Source organism: Sphingomonas sp. PAMC 26605, from assembly GCF_000241485.1.
Classification (GTDB): Bacteria; Pseudomonadota; Alphaproteobacteria; order Sphingomonadales; family Sphingomonadaceae; genus Sphingomonas.
The window spans coordinates 1663393-1687077 of the sequence record NZ_JH584241.1 but is presented as its reverse complement, the minus strand read 5'-3'; the positions used below and the strand labels follow the sequence as shown (position 1 = coordinate 1687077).

The 23685-nt window shown below is 66.5% G+C and carries 16 protein-coding genes; 8 read left to right on the top strand and 8 right to left on the bottom strand.

All coding sequences use genetic code 11. From position 1 onward, the window contains the following. Nucleotides 1-46: 46 nt before the first annotated feature. The 4 genes from RH90_RS07805 to RH90_RS07790 all read left to right on the top strand — a co-directional run bounded on the left by RH90_RS07805 (nucleotide 47) and on the right by RH90_RS07790 (nucleotide 3929). Entirely contained in the window at nucleotides 47-2575 is a 2529-nt protein-coding gene (locus tag RH90_RS07805) for a TonB-dependent receptor (RefSeq protein ID WP_010184932.1), read from the top strand. A gap of 279 nt (nucleotides 2576-2854) precedes the next feature. Next, complete coding sequence (locus tag RH90_RS07800; protein WP_010184930.1) at nucleotides 2855-3166, top strand: hypothetical protein; 312 nt, start codon at nucleotides 2855-2857, stop codon at nucleotides 3164-3166. Further along, nucleotides 3163-3672, top strand: coding sequence for a hypothetical protein (locus tag RH90_RS07795; RefSeq protein ID WP_010184929.1), 510 nt, complete (start codon nucleotides 3163-3165; stop codon nucleotides 3670-3672). The genes RH90_RS07800 and RH90_RS07795 overlap by 4 nt, the downstream gene beginning before the upstream one ends. Further along, entirely contained in the window at nucleotides 3669-3929 is a 261-nt protein-coding gene (locus tag RH90_RS07790; protein WP_010184928.1) for a hypothetical protein, read from the top strand. The genes RH90_RS07795 and RH90_RS07790 overlap by 4 nt, the downstream gene beginning before the upstream one ends. A gap of 23 nt (nucleotides 3930-3952) precedes the next feature. On the opposite strand, the gene RH90_RS07785 is transcribed toward RH90_RS07790, so the two are convergent. The 3 genes from RH90_RS07785 to RH90_RS07775 form a co-directional block, all read right to left on the bottom strand. Further along, nucleotides 3953-5410 carry an aminotransferase class I/II-fold pyridoxal phosphate-dependent enzyme gene (locus RH90_RS07785; protein WP_010184927.1) on the bottom strand — a complete coding sequence of 486 codons (1458 nt, stop codon included), beginning with the start codon at nucleotides 5408-5410 and terminating at the stop codon, nucleotides 3953-3955. Between the two features lie 266 nt (nucleotides 5411-5676). After that, entirely contained in the window at nucleotides 5677-6180 is a 504-nt protein-coding gene (locus tag RH90_RS07780) for a MucR family transcriptional regulator (protein WP_029625130.1), read from the bottom strand. A 474-nt stretch (nucleotides 6181-6654) separates the two neighbouring features. Next, nucleotides 6655-8916: a glycoside hydrolase family 3 N-terminal domain-containing protein gene (locus RH90_RS07775; protein WP_010184925.1), complete on the bottom strand. Its 2262-nt coding sequence runs from the start codon at nucleotides 8914-8916 to the stop codon at nucleotides 6655-6657. 319 nt (nucleotides 8917-9235) lie between these two features. Between RH90_RS07775 and RH90_RS07770 the strand changes: the two genes are divergently transcribed. Next, complete coding sequence (locus RH90_RS07770) at nucleotides 9236-12298, top strand: TonB-dependent receptor (RefSeq protein ID WP_010184924.1); 3063 nt, start codon at nucleotides 9236-9238, stop codon at nucleotides 12296-12298. A 36-nt stretch (nucleotides 12299-12334) separates the two neighbouring features. Here RH90_RS07770 and RH90_RS07765 read toward each other — a convergent pair whose 3' ends face one another. Further along, the gene (locus tag RH90_RS07765; RefSeq protein WP_010184923.1) at nucleotides 12335-13780 is read right to left on the bottom strand and encodes a glucoamylase family protein; all 1446 of its coding nucleotides are present in this window, start codon (nucleotides 13778-13780) and stop codon (nucleotides 12335-12337) included. Nucleotides 13781-13895: 115 nt separating this feature from the next. Here RH90_RS07765 and RH90_RS07760 point away from each other — a divergent pair, with 115 nt between their 5' ends. Beyond that, nucleotides 13896-15266 carry an MFS transporter gene (locus RH90_RS07760; RefSeq protein ID WP_051124640.1) on the top strand — a complete coding sequence of 457 codons (1371 nt, stop codon included), beginning with the start codon at nucleotides 13896-13898 and terminating at the stop codon, nucleotides 15264-15266. Here RH90_RS07760 and RH90_RS07755 read toward each other — a convergent pair. Next, entirely contained in the window at nucleotides 15250-17529 is a 2280-nt protein-coding gene (locus RH90_RS07755; protein WP_010184920.1) for a glycoside hydrolase family 3 N-terminal domain-containing protein, read from the bottom strand. The genes RH90_RS07760 and RH90_RS07755 overlap by 17 nt on opposite strands. A 129-nt stretch (nucleotides 17530-17658) precedes the next feature. On the opposite strand from RH90_RS07755, the gene RH90_RS07750 reads away from it, so the two are divergent. Both RH90_RS07750 and RH90_RS23385 read left to right on the top strand, forming a co-directional pair. Next, nucleotides 17659-18696, top strand: coding sequence for a LacI family DNA-binding transcriptional regulator (locus RH90_RS07750; RefSeq protein ID WP_010184919.1), 1038 nt, complete (start codon nucleotides 17659-17661; stop codon nucleotides 18694-18696). Then, complete coding sequence (locus RH90_RS23385) at nucleotides 18650-18856, top strand: hypothetical protein (RefSeq protein WP_157134553.1); 207 nt, start codon at nucleotides 18650-18652, stop codon at nucleotides 18854-18856. Before RH90_RS07750 ends, RH90_RS23385 begins: the two co-directional genes overlap by 47 nt. Before the next feature lie 152 nt (nucleotides 18857-19008). Here the strand turns inward: RH90_RS23385 and RH90_RS07745 are convergent, their stop codons facing one another. The 3 genes from RH90_RS07745 to RH90_RS07735 all read right to left on the bottom strand — a co-directional run bounded on the left by RH90_RS07745 (nucleotide 19009) and on the right by RH90_RS07735 (nucleotide 23658). Continuing rightward, nucleotides 19009-20418 carry a sugar porter family MFS transporter gene (locus RH90_RS07745; RefSeq protein ID WP_051124765.1) on the bottom strand — a complete coding sequence of 470 codons (1410 nt, stop codon included), beginning with the start codon at nucleotides 20416-20418 and terminating at the stop codon, nucleotides 19009-19011. 142 nt (nucleotides 20419-20560) lie between these two features. Then, nucleotides 20561-22207 carry an apiosidase-like domain-containing protein gene (locus tag RH90_RS07740; RefSeq protein WP_010184915.1) on the bottom strand — a complete coding sequence of 549 codons (1647 nt, stop codon included), beginning with the start codon at nucleotides 22205-22207 and terminating at the stop codon, nucleotides 20561-20563. A 44-nt stretch (nucleotides 22208-22251) separates the two neighbouring features. Further along, on the bottom strand, nucleotides 22252-23658 hold the full coding sequence (locus tag RH90_RS07735; RefSeq protein ID WP_010184913.1) for an MFS transporter: 1407 nt from the start codon (nucleotides 23656-23658) through the stop codon (nucleotides 22252-22254). Nucleotides 23659-23685: the final 27 nt, after the last annotated feature.

The window sequence follows — 23685 nt, the reverse complement described above, 5'->3', positions numbered from 1 at the left end:
ACCGCCCCGCTTGATCGTGCGGTTCAGGCACGGACAGGGGAATATCATGACTGTATCGCACGTCTCGAAGCTGGCGCTTGCCGTCGCGCTGGTCGCCGGACCCTTTGCCGCAGCGCAGGCGGCCGAGCCCGCCGCTGCGCCCGCCCCCGCGCCTGCTGCAGCCCCGACCGAGCCGACCGTCAGCGACGACGCCGCGCCCGAAAGCATCGTCGTCACCGCCAAATCGACACGCTCGGCGACCGCGCTGCCGGGCGCCGAGATGCAGAAGATCCTGCCGGGCATCTCGCCGCTGAAGGCGATCGAGACGCTGCCCGGCGTGCTCTACATCACCGCCGATCCGTGGGGCTATAACGAGCAGAACGCGCAGATTTTCATCCACGGCTTCAGCGGGCAGCAGCTCGGCTATACGATGGACGGCCTGCCGCTCGGCGACCAGAGCTATGGCAATTACAACGGCCTGTCGCCGCAGCGCGCGGTGATCTCGGAGAATGTCGGCCGCGTCATCGTGTCGACCGGCGCGGGCGATCTCGCGACTGCCTCGAACAGCAATCTCGGCGGTACGGTCGAGACCTATTCGTCCGACCCGCTCAAGACGCTCGGCGCGCAGATTGGCCAGACGGTCGGCAGCTATTCGACCTCGCGCACCTTCGTGCGGCTCGACAGCGGCACCTTCGGCGGCGGCAATTCGGCTTATATCTCGGCGGCGCGGCAGGATGCGCGCGCGTGGGACTTCAACGGCAAGCAGGGCGGCTATCAGGTCAACGCCAAATTCGTCCATGAGGACCATATCGGCAAGCTGACCGCCTATTTCGACTATAACGACACGACCCAGCCAAACGAAGACGCGACCGTCTTTTTCAAGCCGTCGGCCAACGGCACGGCAAATACGGTGCAGCTCTACACGCCGTATACCAAGCCGTTCTTCTATCCCGATTTCACGACCTATCGCACCTCGTACCTGAGCGCGCTCGGCAACTCGCCGGCGGCGGTCGGCAGCAATTACCGCAACTATTATTCGGACGCGCAGCGCACCGATCTGCTCGGCTATCTGCGCTACGACGCGCATCTCACCTCGGACATCACCTGGTCGACGACGGGCTATTATCATCACAATGACGGCGTCGGCGTCGTCGCGGGGCCGCTCGGCCAGTCGATCACGACGATCCAGCCCTATCTCGACCCCAATTATGCGACCAACCCGCATTATGCCGCCAATGCCAACGGCTCGGCGGCGCTGGTCGCGGCGACCGGCGGATCGGGGCTCGTCACGCGCACGACCGAATATCGCATCGATCGCGGCGGGGTGATCTCGGCGGTCACCGCCAAGCTCGGCGCGCATACGCTCGAATTCGGCGGCTGGTTCGAGCATAACAGCACGACGCAGTGGCGCCGCTGGTACGGCGTCAGCGTCAGCGATCCGGCGTCGAGCACGCCCTATATCCGCCCGCTCGACGTCGCGCAGCCGCTGTTCACGCAATATCAGGGCGAAGCGCGGATCAACGAGCTCCAGCTCCATCTGCAGGATACGTGGCAGGCGACCGACCGCCTGCTCCTCCAGGCGGGGTTCAAGACCAGCGCGCAATGGGCGAACGGCTATTTTCCGGTGCAGCCCAAGCTCGGCTCGCTCTCGGGCCTGACTGGCGGGTTGCCGCAGGGCAAGATCGATACGCTGCGCTGGTTCCTGCCGTCGGTCGGCGCGACCTATGACCTGACGCGGCACGAGCAGCTCTACTTCAACGTGCAGAAAAATTTGCGCCAGTATCAGGCGTATCTCGCGGGCGGCGGCGGCCCGTGGTTCACCGGCAGCCAGGCGGCGTTCAACGCCTTTGCCGACCAGGGCAAGCCCGAGAGCAGCTGGACCTATGAAGGCGGCATCCGCAGCCATCGCAGCTTCGACGGTCTGCTCAGCGGGCTCGAGGCGCAGGTCAATTACTACCACGTGGTGTTCAACAACCGCCTGCTAGCGATCTCGACCAACCCGGGCGGGATCGCCGGCGGCGGCATCACCGGCGGGACCTCGATCCTCGTCAATGTCGGCGGCGTGCATACCGACGGCGTCGATGCTGCCTTCACGCTGCATTTCGGGCGCACCTTCTCGCTTTACAATGCCGCGTCGTACAATCTGTCGAAGTATCAGAGCGACTATACCTCGACCGCGACCGGAATCGGCGCGGCGACGGGCTCGTGCATCGGCGGCTATCTCGTCGTCGGCGGCGTCGTGCCGACCTGCGGCAAGCAGCTCCCGGGCACGCCGAAATGGATGAACAAGACCGTCGCGACGCTCGACATGGGGCCGTTCGAGGCGCAGCTGATCGGCGATTATGTCGGCCGCCGTTTCGCGACCTTCACCGACGATGCGAGCGTGCCGTCCTATTTCCTCACCTCGCTGCGGCTCGCGGCGAAGGTGCCCGAGGGCGTGCTGCCGCTGCGCAAGGTCGAGCTCGCGCTCAACGTCACCAACCTGACCGACAGGAAGGGCTGGTCGACGCTGTCGATCGGGTCGGCGACCAACAGCTGGTCGGCCTATCCGATCGCGCCGCGGCAATGGTTCCTGACGCTGTCGGCGGCGTATTGAAGCGCGTCTGGCGGGGCGGGGAAGCGGCTCCCGATCGGGACCGCTTCCCCGCCCTGCCGACCTCCTCGCCCCTATTGATCCCGACGCGCAAGAACCGCCTCGGCAGCGATTTTACGCGCACGATACGCGCGCATTCGCCTTTCGATATCGCCGCTTAACGCGCCGCGCGCCTATTCCACCTCCTGCACGATTCGCCGAGCCGCCCGCCATCGCGCGGGGCATTTGAGGAGCCATTCGCTCCGGCGCGGAGGAATCGCTGCGATGTGTGAAGGACAGCAAATGGCGCCACCCGACCCGGAACCCGAACAGCGCAGCGCGGTCATTACGGTAGGGCAGGATCGCGCTGGCCACTGGCTGGTTCAGGACGACCGCGCGCTGCTCGAGGGTCGCTTCGTCTCGCGCGCGGCGGCATTGGGGTTCGCCCGCGCCGAACGCCATGCCTTTAGCGGCGCCACGATCGCGCTCGCGACCGCCCCGTTGGTGCCGCTCGTGCCGTTTGCCCCGGTCCAAGCCTGGGAAACCGCGCAGACCTGCCAAGCGTTCGGCCCGTCGGCGTCCGCCGTTTTCGGCGGTGGGAGCAGCCCCGCATGACCTATGTCGCCGAACACGGCGTGCCCGGGGTGCGTCTCACCCCGCGCCCGCGCCGCCCCGCCAGACGCGCCCCCGTGCCGCCACGCTGCCGCGATTCGCGCTGGCCGCAAGTCGCCGCCGCGCTTGCCGCGCTGCGCGCCGACAAACGATGCAGCGTCAGGATCGTCGATGCCGATTGCGGCGCTGGAACGCTGCTGCTGTGTGCGGTGCGCTTCGCCCGCGCGCTCGGTTTCACCGCGATCGAAGCGCGCGGCGTCACCGCCGCGCCGGCGCTGATCGGCCGCGCCCGCGCGGCCGCGGCGACGCTGCACGACCCGGCGGTCGGCATCACCTTCGAACAGGGCGTGCCCGGCACGGTGCAGGACGAGGTCGATTTTCCGGCGGACATTGTGCTGTGGCACGGCTGCCAGCGGTGCGACGATCGGGCCGCGCGACGCGCGACCGAGCGGGCGCTGGCAAGCGCCGGTCGCGCCCTGATCGCCGATCAGCCGCGACCCAGGGCATGACGCACCGCAATCGCGTCTGGCGCGGGCTCGGCGTGGGACTGGTCGCGCTCGCTGTCGCCGCGCGAATCGGCTATGACGATGGCACGCGCACCGAGCTGGGCGTCGCAGCTTTCCTGCTGTGCCTCGCGGGTCTGGTGCTGATCGTCCAGGGGAAGCGGGTTCCGGCGGCGCTCCGCGTCGAGTTCAGCCGGCATCGCCTGCTCGCGCAGGCGATCCGTAACCGCCGCCGCAGTCGCCCGAGCGACCCCAACGCCTGAACGTCATCGCGCGGGGCGAGGACTCAGGCGACGACCCGGATCGTGTGTTCGGAGGGATCGACCGGATCGAGGAAGAACGCCCCGGCATCGCGCTGTGCGACCAGCCAGGCGACATGCGCCGCGCTGATCCGCTGGCCCGGAACGAGGCGCGGGACGCCGGGCGGCGCGGGCGCGATGATCTCGGCGGCGATCCGCCCCTCCGCCGCCTCGATCGGCACGGCCTCCGCGGCACCGACGAACGCCGCGCGCGGCGCCATCGCCATCTCGACCTGCAAGGTATCGATTCCTGGCAAAGCCGCCAGCGGCGGCAACCCCGCGGTGCCCGCGGCAAGCTGACGCACCAGATCCTCGAGACCGGCAACCAACGCGCGAACATCTGCGCGCCGCGTGCCGAGCGACAGGATCAGCAACAGGTGGCGGGCGTCCGACAGACCGGCGCTGACGCGGTGCTCGCGCGCCAACCAATCGTCGATCGCATAGCCCGACACGCCGAGCGCCGACACGTCGACCAGCACCTTGCTGTCATCGAGCTCTGCACCGGCGGGTAGGTCGTCGCGCGTGAAGACACGCAGCCCCTCGATCTTGGCCAATTGCCCCCGCAGCCCCGCCGCGGTGTCGAGCACCTGCGTCCACAACCGCTCGCCGTCGAGCGCATGATCGCGGCGCGTCGCGTCGATGCTGGCGAGGATCGGCACCGACGGGCTGGTCGTCTCGAACAGCTCATACGCCATCCAGAGCCGCTGCAGATCGAGCACGCCGCTCTTTGCGAGGATCGCCGACCCCTGCGCCAGTGCGCCCATCGTCTTGTGCAGGCTGTACACTGCGGCATCGGCGCCCTTGGTCAGCGGATCGTGCGGCAAGGCTTCGCAAAAGGCGAAGGCCCCGCCCCAGGCGGCGTCGCAGATCAGCGGCACGCCTTGATCGTGGCACAGATCGGCAAGCGCCGCGATGTCGCTCGTCACACCGAAATAGGTCGGGCTGACGATCAGCACCGCGCGCGCTTCGGGATGCGCGGCGAGCATTTCGGCCAGCACCGCCGGGCTGACGCCATGCTCGATATCCCAGCGCGGATCGATCTCGACCGGAATGATCACCGCGTTGAGTCCGGTCGCGAGCGCATGTGCCCGTTCGGCCTTATGTGCGTTGGCGGCGATCAGCACGGTATCGCCCGGCCCGGCCACCGCCGACAAGACCGTGTGGAGACTTTGCGTCGATCCGCCCGTTACGAACCGACAGAAATCGGCGTTCCACGCCTCGGCCGCGATCTCGTGCGCGCGTTGCAGCGCGTGCGCGCCCTCGGTACGATCGTCGAGGCCCTTCGGCGTCATCACATCGGCTTGGAACACACGCCGCCCGAGCAAGCGACGCATGCCCCCCGGCATCGCATTGCCATGATGATGCGCCGGCGCGCCGAAACCAACGATAGGCCGGCGCTCGAGCGCCGCCAGGGCATCGAGGATGGGGGTCTGTTTCTGATCCATCCAGCCACAAAGCCGAGGTCCCGGCTAACGTTCCCTAAACAATCGTTTAATCACGACTATGGGTCAGCCACAGGCCCCGTTTCGGTCAAAGGCTAGGGCTTCAAGATTGCCTTGATCTGCGATCCGGGCCCAACCGGCCTCGACCAGGGCCGTGGACACGAGCGCGCGGGGATCCTGCGCGGCCGCTGCGGCGACGCCGCCAGCAGGACAAGCCGTGCGCCTGCGCCGCGCGTCGCCGGGCCGATGACCGGGCGACGCTTTGGCGTTCAGCTCGGCTCGGCGACGCGCGCGGTGCGTTTGGGCTTTGCGCCCGATGCCGCGGTCGCGGCTTTCGCCTGGCGCCCCTTCTGCCCAAGTCCGATGCGATGCGCCATTGCGCGGCGCGCCTCCGAATAGCTTTCGGCGACCATCGGATAATCGGCCTTCAAATTATAGCGTTCGCGATACTGTTCCGGTGTCAGACCGTTGCTCGACAGATGCCGGCGCAGCGTTTTGTACGGCTTGCCGTCGATCATCGAGATGATGTGGTCCTTCGAAGCGAGCGACTTCCGCGCGGTCACCGCCGGCGTGAATTCTTGCGATGCGACTTCTTCCGCGCCGTCTGCGGTATTTGACACTCCTGCATTTGCAAGCTCCGTCACAGTCGCGTGCATCGTCCGTAAAAATGCCGGAACATCTTCAGACGTAATACGATTGTTCTGATTGCCGAGCCACGCGATCGTCAATTCGGTTGCGAGTTCAACCGCGTTCAAAGTTGTTTCTTCTGCCATCGATTTCTCCAATTCTTTAATCTCCCCCGCGCCTAGGTAATCGGCGTTCAGCGAAACCGCCATAGTCTATCTATACGAATTGCGCCTTTATCGTCCTTGCCCCGCGAAGTATCTCGCGCCGCTGGGTCACATGGTACAAGCACGAGAATCGTGATTGGTTGAGGCTGCGTGGTAGGGTTCGCCGGATCGGCTACAGAAACGCTTTGCGAATCTCGCACGCTCTTGCGGGCCTATCATCCGCTCGCGCTCGGCTTGGCGGGTTCGTCTCTGCTGCTGAAAGAACGACTGTGCGTAAGGCCGCGGTTAAGGGGATCCGAGCCGATGCCGCGGTCTCGCGGATCTGCCTGATCGACCGCCCGCGCGCCGGAAGCGCCGGTCCAAGTGTTCGAAGCGCCGCGCGCGCGAAAAGATCGATGGGGCGAATGACGGGGTTTCGATCAACGACGGACCGTCTGGATCAGGCCGCCCGTCTGCTCAGTCCAGCACGATCGAGACCGGTATGCCCGCGACCGAGGATGGCGCGACCCAGACATCGAAGGCGCCCGGCTCGGCGAAGCGGCGCGCATCGGGATGGACAAAAGCCAGATCCGCCCGCGTCAGCGTGAACGCCACGCGCGCCCTTTGGCCAGGATCCAAATCGAGGTGGGAAATCCCCTTCAATACGCGGACCGGCTGGGTGAGGCTTGCGACCTTGTCGTGGACGTACAGTTGCGCCACTTCGTGCAGTCGCCGTTTCCCGGTATTGGAAACCAAGGCCGAGACGGTGATCGCGCCGTCGCCGGCCAATATCGGCGCGCTGACCGTGGTGCCCGAATAGCGCGCGGTCGCATAGCTCAATCCATGGCCGAACGGATAGAGCGCTTCGGTCGTCACTTCGCGGTAGCGCGCTTTCCACGCCGGATCGGCGCCGAGTTGCGGGCGGCCGGTGGTGCGGTGGTCGTAGAAGAACGGCTCCTGCCCCGATGCCTGCGGGAAGCTGACCGGCAGGCGTCCCTGCGGCGCGGCGGCGCCAAACACGATATCGGCCATCGCATGGCCGGTCTCGGAACCGAGGAACCAGGTCGCCAGGATCGCCGGCGCATTGCGTACCGCGCCGCTCAAGGCCAGCGCCCGGCCGTGCCGCAACAGCACGACCATCGGCCGGCCGGTCGCAGCCAGCGCCTCGGCCAGGGCCTGTTGCGGTGCGGGGATCGTAATCTCGACCCGCGCCTGTGCCTCCCCCGACATGCGCGCGCTTTCGCCGATCACCAGCACGATCACGTCGGCCGCCTTCGCCGCCGCGACCGCGCGCGCGATCCCGCCGGCGAGCGGGGCCTCGTAATCGCACCCGCGCGCGATCTCGAGCCGCGCCGTCGGCCCCATCGCGGCGCGAAAACCGGCCTCGGGGGTGACGCAGCTCGCGAAATCGGGAAAGCTCGCCCAGGGACCCGGCATGTCGCCTTTGTCCGACACGCACGGCCCGATCAGCGCGATCTTGGCAGTGGTCGACAGCGGCAGCAGATCCCCGTCATTCTTGAGCAGCACGACCGACTTGACCGCCGCCTCGCGCGCGAGCGCGATCGCCGCCGGCAAGCGCACGTCGCGCGCTTCGCGTGCGAGATCGAGCGAGCGATAGGGATTGTCGAATAGGCCGAGCGCCTGCTTGACGCGGAGCACGCGGCGCACTGCGGTATCGACGGTCTTCATCGCGATCCGGCCCGATCGTACCAGCGCCGGCAGATGCGCGTTGTACAGTCCGCTCTGCATCGAGATGTCGCACCCGGCATTCAGCGCCTTGACCACCGCATCGGGTCCGTCGGCGGCGAAACCGTGCGCGATCATCTCGGCATCGGCGGTGTAGTCCGAGACGACCAGCCCCGCGAACCCCATCTCCCCGCGCAGGATATCGGTCAGCAGATGATGGTTGCCCGTCGAGGGCACGCCGGCAATGTCGTTGAAGCTCGCCATCGTCGACAACGCACCGACGTCGAACGCCGCTTTGAACGGCGGCAGATGCGTCTCGCGCAGCGTCGTTTCGGGAATGTCGGCGGTGTTATAGTCCATGCCGCCCATCACCGCGCCGTAGCCCGCGAAATGCTTCGGGCAGGCCAGCACCGAATCCTCGGCGGTCAGGTCGTCGCCCTGGAAGCCGCGCACGCGCGCGGCGGCGAACTGGCACCCGAGCCAGGTGTCTTCCCCCGCGCCCTCGACCACCCGCCCCCAGCGCTGATCGCGCGCGACGTCGACCATCGGCGCGAACACCCACTGGATCCCCTTGGCGCTCGCCTCGACCGCCGCGGCACGCGCGGTCCGCCGCGCGAGCTCGGGATCGAAGCTGGCGGCTTCGCCGAGCGGCACCGGAAAGGTCGTCTTCATCCCGTGGATCACGTCGCCCGCAAAGATCAGCGGGATCCTGTGCGGCCCCTGCTCGACCGCGACGCGCTGGAGCTCGCGGCCCGCCGCGACACCGATGCCGTTATACAGGCCCGTCATCCGCCCCGCGGCGATCTCGCGCTGCACCGTCGCCATGCTCTGCGCGACGAGGCCGGGATTGACCGGCGGGCCATCGACCCGCGACGGATCGCTGAAGATACTGAGCTGCCCGGCCTTCTCCTCGAGCGTCATCGCCGCGATCAGGCGCTCGATCCGCGCATCGCGCACAGGGCCGACGCGCGCGAACGCGGGCGAGAGCATGATCGAGATCGCCGATAGCGACGCGCCCTTGAGCAGCATTCGGCGCGAAACATGGCCCGTCACTCGTCTTCCTCTCCGCTGCCGTCGCGAATCGCCAAGGGTGGGTTCGCACGCGACTCATTTTCCGCTTGGCGAATGCGCATGAAACCGGTTACTGGGCAAGTCTTGGAACCGGTTACCCGGCCCGTCAGAGGCCGGTTCGGGGTCAGTCCAGCGAAGCGCTGGGACAGGGAAAGACGCGCGGACCGCATTGGCTTTGGCCTGCTGGGGCACGCGGTATCCCGTCCCGGGCTGTTGCGGACAATCCCCGAACGCGTAGCCGATCCGCCGACGAACGAGAACATAACGAGGCTGGGATCCGCCTCGAACTAGGGGAGACGACATGAAAACGCTGATCAAGGCGAGCCTTCGGGTAGCGCTTGCCACCACCGCTCTCGGCACGGGTGCGCTGCTCCTGACCGCGCCGGCGATGGCGCAGACCACCTCGACCGTGCGCGGGCATATCGACGGGGCGACCGCGGGCACGACCGTGACGCTCACCGATCTCGGCACCGGCCATGTCGAAACGGTCAAGGCCGACGCCAAGGGCGACTATATTCTGGTCGGCCTCCCGCCGAGCACGTATCGCGTGTCCTCGGGGAGCCGCTCGGCCGAAGTCGTCGTGCCGCTCGGCCAGGCGGTCACCGCCGATCTCGCCGCGCCGACGGCGACCGCCCCTGCCGCTGCCGGCGGCGGCAACGACATCGTCGTCACCGGATCGCGCGCGCGCGACGTGCGCACCGCGACGGTCGGCGCCAATATCTCGCGCTTCCAGCTCGAGAACCTGCCCAACGGCGACCGCAACTTCCTCAACTTCGCAGCACTCGCGCCCGGCGTCACCGTCTCGCCGCCAACGCTCGGCGGCAAGGCGCGCCAAGTCCAGGCCGGCGGGATCAATTCCGACAACACCAACACCTTCATCGACGGCATCAGCATCAAGAATCTGGTGAACCACGGCGGGACGGTCGGGCAGAATTTGTCGTCGGGCAACCCGTTCCCGGCGTCGGCGGTCGACCAGTTCGACGTCCAGACGCAGAACTTCAAGGCCGAGTTCGAGCAGGCGGGCTCAGCGGTGATCTCCTCGATCACCAAGACCGGCGGCAACAGCTTCCACGGCGAAGTCTTCGGAGAATGGCAGCCGACGGCATTCATCAGCCGGAACTATGACGACCGCCCGGGCAAGCTCAACAACGCCACCGCGCCGTACACGGCAAAGCCCAATTTCGACGCCAAATATTACGGCGCCAATCTCGGCGGTCCGATCATCAAGGACAAGCTCACCTTCTTCGCCGATTTCGAGGGCACCTCGAAGACCTTCGGCGCGAACGACATCAACGTCTATAACGGCACCTTCCTGTCGGCCTTGCCCGCGGCGGCCCAAACCTATGCGCAGGGCGCCCGCCAGCAATACAATGGGAGCTTCCCCGCGACCTTCGATGAAAAGCTCTATTTCGGGAAGCTGACCTTCTACGCGACTGCGCGCGACACGATCAACCTGAGCGCGTTCATCCGCAACGAATCGAACCTCCAGATCAACGGCGGCGCGACGACGATCGACTCGTCGACCAACAATCGCAACGAAGAGCACCGCTACCAGCTGACATGGAACCATCGCGGCGAGGGCTGGCTCAACGAATTCATCTTTGCGCGCGACGCCGCCGCCAACGGCGCAATCCCCAACGTCACGGGTCCGTCGAACGTCGTGACCTTCAACACCGCGGGGACCGCACCCAATATCGGCGATACCAGGGTGCTGATCCTCGGCGGCACCAACTTCACGCAGGACGACCACCAGTATCAGACGCTGTTCAAGGACAATGTCACCTTCTTCGGCGGCGCGCACACCATCAAGGCGGGCATCAAGGTCAATTTCACCAAGCTGCAGCGGCTCGAGGACAATAACGGCTCGGGCACCTTCTTCTATGATGCCAACAGCTTCACCGGCGTGGCCAACTCGACCCCTTATGCCGCGACGATCAATACCGCGGTGGTCAAGCCGGTCACCGCGAACAACACCGAGATCGGCGGGTTCGTGCAGGACGACTGGCGGCCGAACGACCATTGGCAGATCAGCGGGGGTCTGCGCTGGGATTACGAGACCAATGCGGTGAACAACAATTACGTGACGCCCGCGGCGATCGCCGCCGCGCTGCGCGCCTATCCCGGCTGGCAGGCGGCCGGCATCAATGCCAACGATTACATTTCGACCGGCAACAACCGGAAGCCGTTCCTTGGCGCGTTCCAGCCGCGCTTCGGGATTTCCTACGACGTGAAGGGCGATCGCGATCTCGTCTTCGTGCTCGGCGGCGGACGCTATTACAACCGCTCGCTGTTCATCGATTCGGCGATCGAGACGATCAAGGACCAGTATGAATCGGTCGTCACGATCAACACGCCGCCCAATTGCGTGCTGGGGACGGCGCGCTGCGTCGCAACGATCCCGACCAACGTCGATCAGCTGCGCACGCTCGCGGCGATGCAGGGCGGCGAGGTCCATCTGCTCAACAACCGGACGCGGATGCCCTATTCGGATCAGGTCAATTTCGCGGTCAAGAAGCGCCTCGGCGTGATCAATACCTCGATCACCTTCGCCTATATCAAGTCGCACAACATCTATCAGGAGGTGATCGGCAACCGCAATCCGGACGGGTCGTACAGCCCCGGCGGCAACCCGGTCTATACGTACAACGGCGTGCCGTACGCGGCAGGGATCTTCTACGGCACCGCGGCGATCAACACCGCGCCGCTGCCCGGCTATGGCGCGATCTTCATCGGCAACAGCGACGGCAAGGCGCACTACGCCGCGATCTACCTCCAGGCCGACAAGCCCTATACCGAGGCCTCGGGCTGGGGCTTCAGCACGACGCTGACGATCTCGAGCTCGCGTTCGAACGACACGCGCAACGGTGCCTCGATCGGCGATCCGTTCAACTTCGACGCGCCGACGATCGGCGCGCAAGGGTATGGCGATTCGAGCGGGCTCGAGCGCTGGCGCTTCGTCGCGACCGGCACCGTCAAGCTGCCGTTCGACATCCGCGCGACGGGCTTCGCGACGATCTCGTCGGGCCCGTCTTATGGCGGCGCGCTGTGCGGCATTCCGACCACCGTCCCCGGCGGCGGCGGCTGCTACACGACCAATTTCGGCATCTATCAGCCCGGCGGAATCGGCTACAAGAACATCGACTTCAACCTTGCGAAGACCTTCAAGATGCCCTACGCGCACGGCCATGCGCTGACGGTCTATTTCCAGGCGCTCAACGCGTTCGACTTCGTCAACCGCAACTATTCGACCTTCGGTGGCGGGTTGCAGACGATCGGCGGCGCCGGCCCGACGCGCAATCCCGATACGGGCTCGGTCGCGAGCCAGGGGCGTAACTTCAAGATCGGCGCCAAATACACGTTCTAGAGGCGAGCGCCCCGGGGAAGCCCGGGGCACCCCTTGCTAGGCCGCGAGCCAGCCGCCGGTGAAGCCGGCGCGCTCCAGACCGAGCCGGATCGGCGCCGAGCGGCGCATCAGCCGCCAGATCAACCCGTCGCGCGTATTGGCGATCGCGCCAAGGATCGGCCCCTGGTCGATGCCGAGATAATTCTCCGACACCCAGCCGCGCACCGGGTCGACCGACCCGCGCTGGAGCGGCTTTTCGGGCTTGCGAAAGCTCGGATTGAACGCGTCGTAAAAGCCGTAGCGACCGTAGAGCCGGTCGCCCTGCTGCTTATGCAGCGCGAGCGTCGCGGGCACGACGATCTCGGGCGCGAAGGCGAGCGAGCCGATTGCCGCGGTCGGCGCGATCGTGCCGTCGTCGAAGCCGTCGGGCTCGTCGACCGGCCCGCGCGCCGAATAGGAGCGGTAGTTGGTGATGTGGCCGTTGACGTCATATTGCACGTCGGCCGGGCCGGCCGACGCGGTCAGCCCCCAGATATCGCGCGAATAGCCCGCCCAGCCCATCGGATTGCGGATCGCATAATTACGCTGCGCCCAGGTCGCGCGACGGCTGTTCTCGAAATAGTCCATCCCCGCCTCGCGCATCGCCGCGTCGCGGATGCCGCGGAAGTCGATCCACATCTGGCTGTATTGGTGGCCGAACATCGGCGCGAAGGCGAGTCGTCGCGTCGCGCCGCTGCCGCGCCAGCATTTCGCATAGGGCGCGCACCATGCCGCCCAGGCATCGGGCCCGACCGCGTGCGTCGGCGAACCGAGCGCGAGCAGGTTGACCATCATGCCCTCGTTATAGCCATCCCAGTTGCGCGTGATGAAGCCGACGCCGGGGTGCCAGCCCATCGACAGCACCGCCTGGCTGCGCCGGAACCAGTCCCAATCGGCGCGCGCATAGATCGCGCGGGCGAGGCGCCCGATCTCGCGTTCGTCGGGATGGTCCTGGTCGTAATATTCGGCGGCGAACAGCATGCCGAGGAAGAGCATCGTGCTGTCGACCGACGATAGCTCGACATCGCCGAAGCGCAACCCGCTGTCCATGTGCAGGAAGTGGTAGAAGAAGCCGCGAAAGCCCGCGACGCCCGACGCGCCATCGCCCTGCGGCGCCTGGTCGAAGAAGCGCAGCGTCGCGAGCGTGCGCTCGCGCGCCGCGGCGCGGGTGATCCAGCCGCGCTCGACGCCGATCGGATAGGCGGTGAGCGCGAAGCCGACTGCGGCGATGCTGCAGAATTCGGGATTGGGCCAGGCATCGGGCACCAGCCCGTTCGCGGGATTGCCCGTGTCCCAGAACCAACGGAAGGTACGCTGCTCGAGATCGTCGAACAGCGCAGGCAGCTTCAGCGCGCGCCCCGCGTGGCGGCGGCGATCGCGCGCCACCGCGGGCGCCGCGACCCCGCTTGCCAGCCCGCCCACCGCCAGGAACGAGGTGGCGGCGAAGGTACGGCGATCGATCACAAGAGCTCTCCAGCCCGTGTCGGTTGGCGCATCGGGCACCGCGGATGTAACCGGTTACAGGAGTCGGTCAAGCGAAATGCCGGTCGATCGTCCGCGGCGTGCTATCGCGCCGATAATGACCGATTCGGCGCTCCCTGCACCACAGCTTTCCTGGCCGGCACGGCTGCATTTCGCCTCGGGCGATTTCGCGTGCAACCTCTACTGGCAGAGCTCGAGCCTGTTCCTGTTCTTCTATTATACCGACGTGCTTCACCTCGCGCCGCAAGTCGCGGGGATGATCTATCTGATCGGCGCGGTGTGGGACGGGATCGCCGATCTGCTGACCGGGATCTGGGCCGAGCGCGGGCGCCCGGCCTATGCGCGCGTTGTCGGCTATGGCGCGATCCCGCTCGGGCTCGCCTTTCCCCTGCTGTATTTCGCGCCGCCGTTCCACGGCATGGCACTGATCGGCGGCCTGCTCGTCGCGCAGATCGCGTTCCGCTCGCTCTATGCGCTGGTCAACGTCTCCTATGCCGCGTGGAGCGCGCGGATCAGCAGCGACAGCCGCGACCGTGCCGCAATCGCGGGCCTGCGGATGGTGTTCGGCACGATCGCCGCGGTCGTCGTCTCGCTCTCGACCGAGCGCATCTCGCGCGCGGTTACCGGCGAGGCGACCAGCGTCACGGGGTTCCTGTGTGCAGCGACCGCCTTCGCGCTGGTCGCCACGCCGCTGCTGATCCACGTCGCGCGCCGTTCGCCGCGTGGCGACGCTACGAGCCGATTAGCGACGCCGACGATTCCGCTGCGCCGCGGGCTTGCCGTGCTGGCGGGCAATCGCGCCTTCGTCACGCTCTGCCTGGCGATGATGTGCGTCGCGATCGCCGCGACGATGCTGTCGCGCTCGGTACTCTATTATTTTACCTATGTCGTCCGTGACGAGACCGCCGGGACGACGGCGCTGGCGCTGATGGGAGTCTCGGGCAGCGTGTTCGTGCCGCTGTGGATGCTCGCGCGGCACCGCATCGGCAGCCGCGCGCTGTGGCTTGGCGCGGTCGCGCTGGCGACCACGGGCAGCATCGTCTTCGCGGCGACGGATACGGGCGTCGCCTGGCGCGCCGACCTGTTTCTGGTGGCGCTGCAAGCCGCGCTTGCCGCGTTCAGCTTCGTCTTCTGGGCGATGCTGCCCGACACCGTCGAATATGGCGAGTTGCACGGCGGTGTACGCGTCGAAGCCTTGTCGTTCGGCGTCGCGGCGCTGTTGCAGAAAGTCTCGATCGGCGCCGCGACCGCGATCACCGGCTTCGCCTATTCGGCGATCGGCTATGCGCCGCAAATGGCGCAATCGACCGCGGTGATCGCCGATATCCGCTGGATCATGGTCGTGGCGCCGATCGTGGGGTGTCTCCTCTCGGCGCTGGCGATGGCCGCCAATCCGCTGCGCCGCGACACGCATCGGCGGATCATGACGACGCTTGCCGCGCGCGCCGCCGCTACCCCGCCAGCGTGAAGCGACCCGACACGCCAGCCGCCTCGGCCGAAGGCGCGATCCACAGCTGGAAAGCGCCGGGCTCGACCGTCGGCTTCATCGCGGTCCCGATGAACGTCAGGTCGGCGCGACGGAGCGTGAAGCTGACCTTCTGCGACGCGCCGGGCGCGAGCGCGACGCGGCGATAGGCCTTGAGCTGGCGCACCGGCCGCGTGATGCTCGCCGCGACGTCATGAACGTAGAGCTGCACGACTTCGTCCACCGCCACCGTGCCGCTGTTGCTGACCATCGCCGAAACGGTCAGCGTCCCGTCTGTAGACACTGTGCCGCCGTTGCTCATCTCCAGACCGGCATAGGCAATCTCGCCATAGGTCAGGCCATGGCCGAACGGAAACAAGGCGGAATTGGGAATGCCGCGATAATGCGCCTTGAACGGCTCGAGCGGGCCATCGGGGTTGGGCCGCCCGGTCGCCTTGTGCGCATAATAATACGGCGCCTGCCCCGTCGCGCGCGGGAAGCTGACCGGCAAGCGGCCCGACGGACTGACACGCCCGAAGACGATGTCGGCGATCGCCGGACCGCCTTCCGAACCGAGAAACCAGGTCACCAGGATCGCCGGCGCCGCGAGCACCGCGCCATCGAGCGCGAGTGCACGGCCGTTCTTGAGCAGCACCACGATCGGCTTCCCCGTCGCCGCCACGGCTTCGGCGAGCGCGCGCTGTGCGGCGGGCACAACGATCTCGGTGCGCGCCTGCGCTTCGCCCGACATGTCCTGACTCTCGCCGATCGCGAGCAAGACGACATCCGCCGCCTGCGCCGCCGCGACCGCCGCGGCGATCCCGCCCTCGATCGGCGCATCGACGCCCGAGCCCGGCGTCACGCTGATCCGCGCACGCGGCCCGGCCTGCGCGCGTACCCCCGTCGCGAGATCGATCGCATCGGCATCCGACCCATAGACGTTCCATGGCCCGATCAGATCGTGCTGGCCGCTCGCGAACGGGCCGATCAGCGCGATTCCGCGATTCTGCGCGAGCGGCAGCAGCGCGCCCTCGTTCTTCAGCATAACGATCGACCGCCGCGCCGATTCGCGCGCCACGGCGCGGTTGGCGGGCGTGCCGATGCGGGTCGCCTCGCGCTTCGCGTCGATCCGGCGGAAGGGATCGGCGAACAGGCCGAGCGCGACCTTGACGCGCAACACGCGCCGCACCGCCTGGTCGAGCCGCGCCATCGGCACCGCGCCCGTGCGCACCAGATCGGGTAGGTATTTGATATAGAGCGCGCTCTGCATGCTCATGTCTACGCCCGCCAGAAAGGCGAGCCGCGCCGCGTCGCGCTCGTCGGCGGCAAAGCCATGCGCGATCAGTTCCGCGTCGCCGGTATAATCGGACACGGTCAGCCCGCCGAAACCCCACTCGTCGCGCAGCACCTCGGTCATCAGCCAATGGTTGGCGGTCGCCGGGATCCCCGCCACTTCGTTGAACGCCGCCATCACCGACAGGGCGCCGGCGTCGAGCGCGGCTTCGAACGGCGGGAAATAGACGTCGCGCAGGCTGCGCTCGGAGATGTCGACCGAATTGTAGTCGAGCCCGCCCTCCCCTGCGCCATACGCCGCGAAATGCTTGGCGCACGCCATCACGGCGTCGTTCGCGGTCAGCGCGCTTCCCTGGAAGCCGCGCACGCGCGCGCGCGCGAAGTCGCAGCCGAGCAGTACGTCCTCCCCCGCCCCCTCGACGCCGCGCCCCCAGCGCGCGTCGCGCGCGATGTCGACCATCGGCGCGAAGGTCCAGTCGATCCCGGCCGCCGCTGCCTCGACCGCCGCGACGCGCGCGGTCCGTTCGGCGAGCGCCGGATCGAAGCTTGCCGCTTCGCCGAGCGGCACAGGGAACACCGTGCGGAAGCCGTGGATCACGTCGGCGGCGAAGATCAGCGGGATCTTCAGCCGGCTGCGCATCGCCGCCTGCTGCATCGCCAGCGCCATCTTCGCGCCATTGCCGTTGAACACGCCGGTCAGGCGCCCCGCCGCGGCATCGGCCAGCTGGCTCTCATAGCCGCCGGTCGGGGCGATCGGGTTGAGCTTGTTGGCGGCGCCACCGGCCCAGGCGGCGGCCATCAGCGTCAACTGCCCGGCCTTCTCCTCAAGCGTCATCTGCCCGACGAGCGCGTCGATCGCAGGGGGCAAGGCGTCCGCGTCGAACCTTGCCAGCAAGGCGTGCGCCGGACCGGTACGCCACGCCAACGCAGCGGCTCCACCGAGCATCAGGCTGCGTCGCGAGACCTGCATCATATTCACTCTATCCTCCCCGGTTTTGCGAAGCCTATCGCAAATGTAACCGGTTACAGCAAGAGCCTTGCCGCGGTGCCGCTTTCGTGGTGCAAGCGGGGTCGAGAACAACAGCCGGAAAACCCTCGCTTTATGGCGCATGCCACTATCCGCGATGTCGCCCGGGCGGCGAACGTTTCGATCGCCACCGTCTCGCGCGCGCTGAACGGCCACGGCAACGTACGCGCCAATCTGCGCGAACGCGTCCAGACCGCTGCCGCGGCGCTCGGCTATGTCCCGCACACCGGTGCGCGCAGCCTCAGCCTCGCGCGGACCAATGCGATCGGCGTGATGCTGCCCGATCTCCACGGCGAATTCTATTCCGAGGCGCTGCGCGGCATCGATGCCGAGGCCTCCGCGCGCGGGCTGCAACTGCTGCTGTCGAACATGCACGGCGATCAGCGCGGGACCGAGACGCTGCGCTTCATGCGCGGCCGGGTCGATGCGCTGATCATCATGGCGCCCGATATCGACCCCGAGCGCCTGCTCGCGCATCTTCCCCCCAGCTTGCCGACCGTCCTGATCAGCTGTCCCGACGTCGCGGCGGACCATCCGCAGTTCCGCATCGACAATGTCGCCGCGGCCGATGCCATGGTCGAGCATCTGGTCGCGTCCGGGCGACGGCGCATCGTCCACCTGTCGGGGCCGCGCGGCAATCGCGACGCGGAGGAACGCATCGCCGGCTACAGCGTCGCGATGAGCCGGCATGGCCTGAGTCCGCGCGTCCTGACGGGCGATTTCGAAGAGGAATCGGGAACCGCGGCGGCGCAGGCCTTGCTGGCAGAGGCCGAGCGGGCCGATGCGCTGTTCGCGGCGAACGACATGATGGCGATCGGCGCGCTCGTCGCCTTTCAGCGCGCCGGGCTCGGCGTGCCCGACGACATCGCGATCGCCGGCTTCGACGATATCCCGCTCGCGCGCTTCGTCACCCCGGCGCTCACCACGATGCGCGTGGGGATCGCCGAAATCGGCGCCGAAGCGGTGTCGCGCGTGGCGGCGATCTTGGCTGGAGCAAACGACACCGCGATCCGCTGGGTCGCGCCGCAGATCAAAGCGCGGGCGAGCACGGTCGGCGCGACGCACGATGCGCCGCCGGATCGACGTGCTATTGCATTTCGTGACGGCGCATAGGCCACGCGTCGATGAAGCGCATCGCGCGATGCCGAATCCGGCGAATGAGGAGGCCGTTCCGGGTTTTGCGCTGCGCAGCAGGTTCGTCGAGCAACGTGCCGAGCGGGTGGCCAGCGTGGTGAATGCCCCGAGGATCGCGCTGGAGCGGCTCAACCAATAGTGTTCCCTCGCCGGCACAGGCCCCTCACCGGTCGCCATGGCGCAATGTCTGAAGCGAAAATCGTCGCGTATAGCGTTGGGGTCGACAAACACCCGCCGGGCACGGCCGCCGCGAGCGCAAGCGCGCCGGGGCCGCGCATGATAGTATGTCGGTCAGGCGTCACGTTCGGTCTCCGGCTCGGCATGGGGGGATGCCGACGCGCCTGATGCGGCCGCATGTCCGCGGGTTATCATCGCGTCCATCGCCTCCAGCGATACGCCGCGCGTTTCCGGGAAGAAGCGCCAGACGATTATGAATTGCATGGCCATGGCCACCGCGAAGATCCAGAAAGGTGCTGCTCGGGTGTGTTGCGAAATCACGGGGAAGCCGAACGCGATCAGTGCGTTCAGTGCCCAGTGCGTCGTACTGCCGATGGCTTGCCCCCGGGCGCGCACGCCGGTGGGGAAGATTTCCGACAGATAAACCCAGATGACGGCACCCTGTGACATCCCGAAAAAGAGGATGAACCCGATCAGCGCAGGCAGTAACCACGCCTGAGCGTGGCCGGTGGAATAGATCCACGCTACCCCCAGTAGGGCGAGCCCGGTCCCCGTTGCGCCGATGAGCAAAAGCGGCTTGCGGCCGATCCGGTCGATCACCGTCATGCCGACAAAAGTTGCTATCAAATTGGCAATTCCAATAGCGACCGACTGCACATCAGAAGAGACGCTGTCGAACCCGGCCGAGGCAAAGATGTCGCCGAGATAATAAAGGATCGCGTTGATCCCCGACAGTTGATTGAACAGCGCGATCGCCACCGCGAGAAGGATCGGCTTGCGGTGGGCGGCCCAGCTCAGGCGCGCGGCCGTTGCGGGGTGATGGTTGCGGAACGCCTGTACCAGCGCATCCGGATCGCCCATGCCGAGCGCCGTGATCGCGGCACGGGCTTTACCCTCTTCCCCGCGCTGCACCAGCCATCGTGGCGACGGCGGAATACGCAGCAACATGACGAGGAACAGCGCCGACGGCAACGCGGCGACGCTCAGTTTCAGGCGCCAGACCAGGTCACCGCTCGCCATCGCGCCGATCACGAAATTGCTGACGTAAGCGACCAAAATGCCGATCACGATGTTGAGCTGGAACGACGCGACCATGAACCCGCGCCGCGCGGCACTGGCGACTTCGGCGATATAGACCGGCGCCAGCACCGACGATCCGCCGATCGCAAGCCCGCCAAGAAAGCGAAAACCGACGAATTCGGGCAAGCTCGTGCTCATCGCCGATCCCAGCGCCGAGATGATATAGGCGCCCGCGATCCAGATCAGCACGGTCCGGCTGCCATAGCGGTCCCCCGGGTGGCCGGCGCCGAGCGCGCCGACGAGCGTGCCGACCAATGCCGCCGAAACCGCGCTGCCAAGGCCCACCGCATCGAGCGCGAACACATGCCGCAGCGCCGCGGTGACGCCCGAAATCACTGCGGTGTCGAAACCGAACAGCAACCCGCCCAGACTTACCGCAAGCACCGCAGAGCGGCCGGTAGCGCGGCCTGCCCCTGCTCCATCCTTCACGCCGGTCGTTCGCATATCATCCTCCGACATGGTCGCCCGATCGACCCGTGCAAAGCCATACCGATCCGCAAAGCGCGCATCGGCCCACCCCACTCGGCTGCAGCGGCGGCCCTTCCGGTGGCCGTCCGCGTCATCTCGCAGCCCATGCGCCTGCCCATCATCGCGCGCGTACGTCGCCCTGCTGCACCCGGTTTTGCCGGATCAGCAGGACCCAATCCTCGCCGGTCGGCTTCGACGGGACGATCCACGCGCTATTGCCCGACCTGCGGATGGCCGCCTGGCTGTACGTTCCGGTGCGTGGATCGAACCAGCGGGCGTCCGGTCGGGTGCCGGGCACCGCGGTCAGCGTGCCGGTATAGCGGACCACCGTCGCCGGCAGATAAGCGACCAGGATGCTATGATCGGCGTTCGATTTTTGGAAAGGCCGCTGGCTGTCGCGCGGCGCATCATTCCACGCGATCCGGTGTTCGTCTGGGTGCAGCGTCCACCATGGCAGCGCCGTCCAGAACGCGCGCATGGCACCAAGCTGCGTGTTACCGACCGGAAATTCCAACGCTTCACGCCAAGTATAGCCGTCCTTGCCGGCACCGCAGTTCGGGTTGGGGCTGATCTTATCGACACAGCCATACCAAATGCCCTGGGCCCCGTAGGTGAAGCCGAACGCACCACCGATCTGCGACATCCAGGCCGACTGACGCGTCATCGTTTCGCTGGAACCGGCGTAGAGCGGGATGATGTGATCGTAATTCGCCTCGTCCTCGAGCACCGGCCGCGGCGGATCGGCGTGGTATTGCTTCAGCCAGTAATCGACCGGGTGCGATGCGCCATGGCCTTCCTGCAACGTCACGAAACCGTACCAAGGTTGATCGTGGTAAGTGATCGGATTGTCCGTCCGCGAGTGCAGGCTGTTGGGCCGCTTGTACGGATCGGCTTCGTAGACGGAGCGCGCGATATCGGCCCAGCATTGGCCGCACACCGTCGAATTGCGCGATTCGAGATTGAACTCCTGCGCGGTGATCCACACGGTCGGATACGCGCCGTAACGCGCCAGAATGTACAGGGCCAGGCGGCGGTGATCTTCCGTCATCGCCCCCGTCTTCAGCGAACGGCCGATCCCTTGCGCGATCGACAGGACCATCCCGCTATCCGCCACGTATCGCACCCGGCGGTCGATCTCTTGCCAGAATGCGGGATTGGGCTCGCCGAAATAGCGATGATCGCGCCAGGCAAAACCGCCTTCGTTGACGGGGGCGTTTTCGGCTTCGTCGTTGTTGGCGAAGGTTTCCGCCTTCCACACGGTGAAGCCTTGCTTCACCCGCCGATCGACGATGGTGCGGAACGGGCCGCGGCCGGCGCCGGCCCACGGCACGGCGCTGCTGAAGCCGCCCCAATTGGTGTCGCCAAGCCAGTAGAAGGGCGTGCCGTCGCCGTAAGTGAGGTATCGGTTGTCCGCACTGATCTTCAGGAACCCGCGGCGAAAGATCGCCAGTTTCCCCGTATAGCGGACTGCGGTGAACGCGCCCGAGCGGCCTTGCAGGCCCGGGTCGTGTGCCGCCGACGACGTCGTCCCATAGCGCCACCGACCGGGCGTGGGCGGGGCGAAGCGGATACGCCACACATGTCCGCCGTCCCAAAATCCCGGCATGACCATTCGTTCGCCCGCCGGCCCGGTGAACACCGCCGAAACGGCGACCTCCTTGTAGGGGTTGGCGTAGGACTTTGCAGCGGTCAGCGTGATTTCATAGGAATGCCAAGTCGCAACCCGGTCCTCCGCCCGCGCCGCTTGGCCGCTGGCCAGGAACATGCCGAAAATTGCCGCGATCCACGCGCCTGTCGATAGTCCTTTGCCTAACATGTCGACGCCTCGAAAGATTGCCGGTTGACGGGATGGCGCAGCAACGCCGGAAGCCCGAGCAGCGCGATCGCTGGCGTCACGAAGAAGAGCAGGACCGCCAGCTGACGCTTGGCCTCCACGCTCATCTGAACGGCGGCGCCCGGCTGGAAGCCGACGTTGGACAGCAACCAGCCGCCCACCAACAGCCCGATCGCGAAGGCGATCCGCATGCTGAGGCTGAGCGCGGCGGAATAGACCCCCTCGTGCCGACCAGGCGATCGCGCGCTGCGCAATTCGGCGCTGTCGCCGATCATCGCGGTGACGACCGGGAAGATGAACCCCGACCCCATCCAATACCCCCCATGCAGCAGCACGAACGTGACGAAACCCGTCGTCGTGCCGCTGTGGATCACACCCGTCAGATACAGAATGCCGAACAGCGCATGCGACATGATCCCCCCAACGACGCCGATCATCACCACCGGTTTCTTGTCGAGCCAGCGACAGAGATAGGTCGACGCGAAAGCGCCGCTAGCCATGCCGACCATCGTCGCGCCATTCGCGAGCGATCGTTGCCAGCTGTCGAGATCCATGACGAAAATATAGGCATAGGTCTGCAGCGCCACGACCGTCATCAACGCAATCTGGACAAGCAAAGCAAAGCCGAGCAGCCAGCGCATGTTGCGATCCTGCAAGGCCTGCCCGAATTCGCTCCACAGGCGAGCTTTCCGCTCGGGCTTGGGCTGCGCGGCAAATCGACCGTCCCGGTAAGTGCTGAGCGCCAGCAGCGCGATCATGACCAGAATGGCGATCGCGAACGCGCTGCTCATTGCCGCGTAGTTTTCAGCAACCGCTGTGCCGTCCACCCTGACACCTGTCGCACTGGTGTGCCCGCGGAAGAAAATGCTCCATGCAAGCGCAGGCCCCAGGAAATTGGCCAGCATGTTGAACACCCAGCGAAAGCTTTGCAATCGAGAGCGTCCATCGTAACTGGGGCTCAGTTCAAACCCCAATGCCAAATAGGGGATGAAATACATCGTCAACCCGGTGCGCAATGCGATGTTCACCGCGATCAGATAGACGATGATCGCCGTCGAGTTGCCCGTGAAGCGCGAAGGGATGTGCCAGAACAGATACATCGCCAGGGCGATGAGGCCTCCCCCGACCACGATCCACGGCAAGCGCGAACCGAAGCGTGATCGGGTCTGGTCGCTCACATACCCCATCACCGGTTCGGTGAAGGCCTCCCAGAAAATGGAAAGCGACAAGGCGCTGCCGGCAATCGCCGGCGAAATATGGAGGATCTCGGTATAATATAGCAGGCCGAACGTGCTGACCCCGTTGGTTACCAGAGAATTCGGTCCTTCCCCGATGCCATAACTGATGGCGGACCTGAGCGGTGTCACGATCTTGCTACTCAATACGCTCTCCGATCGGTAAACTTGGAC